Below are 4,387 nucleotides of genomic sequence, written 5' to 3'. Positions count from 1 at the left end.
GACGATCCTCTACACCTATCCGAAGTTCTGGGACACCGCGATGGGCGGCACCACCGAATTCGGCGACCCCCCGCTGTGGATCGCGTCCTACAACGGCCAGTCCGCACCGGAGATGCCTCACGGCGGCTGGAGCACGTGGACGTTCTGGCAGTACACGGATTCCGGACAGCTCCCCGGCATTCCGACGCCGGTCGATCTCAACCGATTCAATGGCACCACACCGCAATTGCAGACGATGGGCAACGCGAGCGGAACGAGTACTACCGGCACACCCGGGAGCTGAGCGGGGCGAGCAGTTCAGCGGGCCACGGCGTCGGCAACCGAGCGCAGGTCGTCGACGACCGAGGCGATCGCGGCGCGCGGATGCGGCCGGGTGAATGCCTCGTACACCCGCGCCGCACGAACTCCCTTGAGCTCCAACGCGACCACGTCGGGGTGCCGGGCCGCATGCCGCGGCATCAGGGCGATCCCGTGATCGGCGGCGACGAGCGCCTCGATCGTCGTGAAGTCCAGCATCCGCTGGATCACCCGGGGTGCCACGCCGGTGAGTGCCGAGATCGATTGCAGCACATCGTCGACCGGGAATCCGCCCTCCACGCTGATCCAGTCGCGGTCGGCGAGTTCGGCGACCGCGACCCGCCGATGATCCGCGAGGTCCGAGGTGCGCGCGACGATCACGTCCAGCGGTTCACGCATCAGCTCGGTGACCGTGACCCGCGGATCGGTCAGCGTGGGCATCCGTTCGTCACGGTGGGTGACGACGATGTCGAAATCGGCCAACGCCGGTGCGGCCTCGGGATATCCGACGTCGAGATGGAAGGCGTGCACGTCGATCGCCGCCTCGGCGGCCCGCGTCAGAACATCGGGGAGCAGTAGCGTCGCCCCCGACGGGAACATCCCCAGACGGACCGAGGCGTGACCGGATCGGTACGACGCCATCTCTTCCTGCGCCCGCTCCACTGCGGCGATGACGTCCTCGGCGCGCAGCACCAGCGCGTGGCCCGCACCGGTCAGGCGGATGCGTCGGCCATCCGGTTCGAGCAACGCCACGCCGGCCTCTTCGGCGAGCACCTTGAGTTGTTGCGAGACGGCCGACGGCGTCATGTGCAACGCGTCGGCGACCGCGCCGATCGAGCCACGGTCGGCGAACTCGCGCAGCAACCGCAGTCGACGAACCTCCATGGCGCGATCCTATGACGGTGAGATCCCACGCCAGGCAAGCTCCATGCATGTCGGGCCCGGCACGCATGATGGATGAATGCGCAGTCGCCACGTAAGTCACGTCATCGCCGCCTCGCCGGATCAGGTCTACGAGTTCGCGTCCGACCCGGGCAACCTGGCGCTCTGGGCGTCGGGGCTGGCGCAGGCACCGGTCACGCGCCGAGGCGGCGACCTCCTCGTCGAATCCCCGATGGGCACCGTCACGGTGCGCTTTGTCCCGCCCAACGAGTTCGGGGTCATCGACCACGACGTGACCCTTCCGTCGGGGTCGACGGTCACCAATCCGGTGCGCGTGCTGGCCCACCCCGACGGCTCGGAAGTGGTCTTCACCCTGCGCCAACTCGACCTCACCGACGAAGAGTTCGACCGTGACGCCGCGACGGTCGCAGCGGATCTTGCCCGCCTCGCCGACCTGGTGGAACAAAGCGGACCCAAGTCCGGTTAACTGGTGTCATGAGCAAGAAGATTGGCTTCCTCTCCTTCGGACACTGGTCCCCGTCGGCCGGTTCGCAGACCCGCTCAGCCGCCGACACCCTGTTGCAATCCATCGACCTCGCGGTCGCGGCCGAAGAACTCGGCGCGGACGGCGCCTACTTCCGCGTGCACCACTTCGCGCGACAACTCGGTTCGCCGTTCCCGCTCCTCGCCGCGATCGGCGCGAAGACCGAGACCATCGAGATCGGCACCGGAGTCATCGACATGCGGTACGAGAACCCGATGTACATGGCCGAGGACGCCGGCGCGGCCGATCTGATCTCCGACGGACGACTCCAGCTCGGCATCAGCCGGGGGTCCCCCGAGCAGGTGATCGAGGGTTACAAGTACTTCGGCTACGTTCCCGCCGACGGCGAGACCGACGCCGACATGGCGCGCTCGCACACCGACGTGTTCCTCCAGGTCATCGATGGTGCGCGCTTCGCCGAGCCGAATCCATCGCCGATGTTCCCCAACCCGCCGGGACCGCTGGGCATCGAACCCCAATCACCGGGCCTGCGTGATCGCATCTGGTGGGGTGCGGGCACTCGCGCGAGCGCCGAGTGGACCGCGGAGAAGGGCATGAACCTGATGTCGTCGACGCTGCTCACCGAGGACACCGGTGTGCCGTTCCACCAACTCCAAGCCGAACAGATCCAGCGGTTCCGCGACGCCTGGAAGCTCGCCGGACACGAGCGTGAACCACGAGTATCGGTGAGCCGCAGTATCTTCCCGTTGGTCAACGACATGGACCGGGCCTACTTCGGCCGGGACCGGCACAGCTCCGACCAGGTCGGTCACATCGACGGCGGTATCGCGCGGTTCGGCAAGTCCTACGCCGAAGAACCCGACAAGCTCATCGAACAGCTCCGGGAAGACGAGGCCATCGCCGCCGCCGACACCCTGCTGCTGACGGTTCCCAACCAGCTCGGCGTCGACTACAACGCGCACGTCATCGAGGCGATCCTGAAGGACGTGGCACCGGCGCTCGGGTGGCGGTAGCTGCCCGCAAGCAAAGATGAAGCAATAACGAACGGTTACTGTAGAAGAATTCGATTGTTCTTCATCGATGTCGCCCCGACGATGGACTCATGACCACCCGCGATCGCCTGCTCGGCCTCACCGTCGTCGTCCTCTGGGGCCTCAACTTCATCGCCATCCGCGTTGGTCTCGACCACTTCCCGCCGTTCTTCTTCGCGGCTCTGCGGTTTGCGGTGATGGCCGTCCCGGTGGTGCTGTTCGTGAAGTTCCCGCGCGTGCAGATGCGATGGTTCCTGCTGTATGCAGTGGGCTTCGGGTTCGGGCAGTTCGCATTCCTGTTCCTCGCCATGAACCTCGGGATGCCCACCGGGCTGGCCTCGTTGGTCCTACAGACCTCGGCGCCGTTCACCGTGCTACTGGGCGTGTTCTTCCTGCGAGAGCGGTTGGTGCCCGCGCAGATCCTCGGCATCGCGATCGCCGTCGCCGGGATCGTCGTCATCGGCGTCGACCGCGCCGGACATTCGTCGATCGGTGTGGGCATCGTCGTCCCGATGGTGCTGACCGTGCTGGCCGGCCTGTCCTGGGCGTTCGGCAACATCGGCAGCCGTCTGGCCCAACCCGACGACGCCCTGCGGATGACACTGTGGATGTCGGTGGTGCCGCCGATCCCGTTCCTGGCGTTGAGCTTTGCCACCGAGGGTCCTCGCGCCGACCTGACATCGTTGACAACGTTGGGTTCGTCGTCCGGGCTGATCGCGCTGGTCGGCCTCACCTACGTGGTGCTGCTGGGCACGATCGCCGGGTCCGGGCTCTGGACGATGCTGATGAAGCGGTACGAGGCCAGCCGGGTCGCGCCGCTGTCGTTGCTGGTACCGGTGGTCGGGATCAGCGCTGCCTGGCTACTGCTCGGCGAGGTGCCGAGCGGGGTCGAGATCGCCGGTGCCGCACTGGTCATCGCCGGATGCGCCGCCGGGGTGTTGGCGGCGCCGCGGTCGAGGGTGCGGGCCGGCGCGGGGGCGACCTCTGTCAGAGCACCCCACGCACCACGTCGTGCATCCCCGAGACCGCTTGTCGGGCAGCGGGACTGAAGCCGAGCATGTTGACGAAGCCGTGGATCATGCCCGACTCACGTTGCAGCGAGGTGCGTACGCCGGCACCGGAAAGGGCGTCGGCGTAGGCGATGCCCTCGTCGCGCAACGGATCGAAGCCGGCGACCACCACGTGGGCGGGCGGCAGTCCGGTGAGGTCATCGGCGAGCAGCGGGGAGATCCGCGGATCACTGCGCGGCACTCCGGCCGGGATGTAACGCTCGGTGAACCACTCGATGCGCTCGGCGGTGAGGAAGTAGCCGGTGGCGAACTCCTGCCGCGAACCGCCGGATCGCGTCATGTCGGTGACCGGATACAGCAGCAGCTGCAGACGCGGCGTCACCTCCTCGCCGCGCACGAGTTGGGACAGCACCGCGGCCAGGTTCCCGCCTGCGCTGTCGCCGGCGACGATGAGGCGATCGGTGTCGACACCCCAGCGCGAGGCCCCACTCACCGCGAAGCGCCACGCGGCCAGGGCGTCGTCGACGGCCGCCGGGAACGGATGCTCGGGGGCGAGCCGGTACTCGACGGACAGGACGTCGGCGCCGGTGTCGAGGGCCAACCGCCGACAGTAGGCGTCGTGGGTGGCGCGACTGCCCAGCGAGAACCCGCCACCGTGGAAG

Annotated in this window: 6 protein-coding genes; 4 read left to right on the top strand and 2 right to left on the bottom strand. The window is 67.6% G+C overall.

Going from position 1 to position 4,387, the window contains the following annotated elements; genetic code table 11:
• Window positions 1-283 (top strand): GH25 family lysozyme (locus B1964_RS02120; protein WP_290440675.1); only part of this gene is annotated, 283 nt, incomplete at its 5' end.
• Between the two features lie 14 nt (window positions 284-297).
• Here B1964_RS02120 and B1964_RS02115 read toward each other — a convergent pair.
• On the bottom strand, window positions 298-1,182 hold the full coding sequence (locus B1964_RS02115) for a LysR family transcriptional regulator (RefSeq protein WP_079928619.1): 885 nt from the start codon (window positions 1,180-1,182) through the stop codon (window positions 298-300).
• Window positions 1,183-1,258: 76 nt separating this feature from the next.
• On the opposite strand from B1964_RS02115, the gene B1964_RS02110 reads away from it, so the two are divergent.
• From B1964_RS02110 to B1964_RS02100, 3 genes are all read left to right on the top strand, one after another.
• Window positions 1,259-1,666, top strand: a complete 408-nt coding sequence (locus B1964_RS02110; protein ID WP_079928618.1) for an SRPBCC family protein — start codon at window positions 1,259-1,261, stop codon at window positions 1,664-1,666.
• Between the two features lie 8 nt (window positions 1,667-1,674).
• Window positions 1,675-2,697 (top strand): LLM class flavin-dependent oxidoreductase, encoded by a 1,023-nt coding sequence (locus B1964_RS02105; RefSeq protein ID WP_079928617.1) that lies wholly within the window; start codon window positions 1,675-1,677, stop codon window positions 2,695-2,697.
• Between the two features lie 89 nt (window positions 2,698-2,786).
• Window positions 2,787-3,764 carry an EamA family transporter gene (locus B1964_RS02100; RefSeq protein WP_079928616.1) on the top strand — a complete coding sequence of 326 codons (978 nt, stop codon included), beginning with the start codon at window positions 2,787-2,789 and terminating at the stop codon, window positions 3,762-3,764.
• On the opposite strand, the gene B1964_RS02095 is transcribed toward B1964_RS02100, so the two are convergent.
• Window positions 3,703-4,387 (bottom strand): alpha/beta hydrolase (locus B1964_RS02095; RefSeq protein WP_139765597.1); only part of this gene is annotated, 685 nt, incomplete at its 5' end. The genes B1964_RS02100 and B1964_RS02095 overlap by 62 nt on opposite strands.

Origin of the sequence: Gordonia sp. i37, from assembly GCF_002043085.1 — a bacterium.
Taxonomy (GTDB): domain Bacteria; phylum Actinomycetota; class Actinomycetes; order Mycobacteriales; family Mycobacteriaceae; genus Gordonia; species Gordonia polyisoprenivorans.
The sequence above is the reverse complement of the archived record's forward strand: the minus strand, read 5'-3'. Positions and strand labels throughout refer to the sequence as shown.

Excerpts from the sequence above, each read along its gene's own strand:
- B1964_RS02110 (WP_079928618.1), top strand. The coding sequence starts at position 1,259 with ATGCGCAGTCGCCACGTAAGTCACGTCATCGCCGCCTCGCCGGATCAG.
- B1964_RS02105 (WP_079928617.1), top strand. The coding sequence starts at position 1,675 with ATGAGCAAGAAGATTGGCTTCCTCTCCTTCGGACACTGGTCCCCGTCG.
- B1964_RS02115 (WP_079928619.1), bottom strand. The coding sequence starts at position 1,182 with ATGGAGGTTCGTCGACTGCGGTTGCTGCGCGAGTTCGCCGACCGTGGC.
- B1964_RS02100 (WP_079928616.1), top strand. The coding sequence starts at position 2,787 with ATGACCACCCGCGATCGCCTGCTCGGCCTCACCGTCGTCGTCCTCTGG.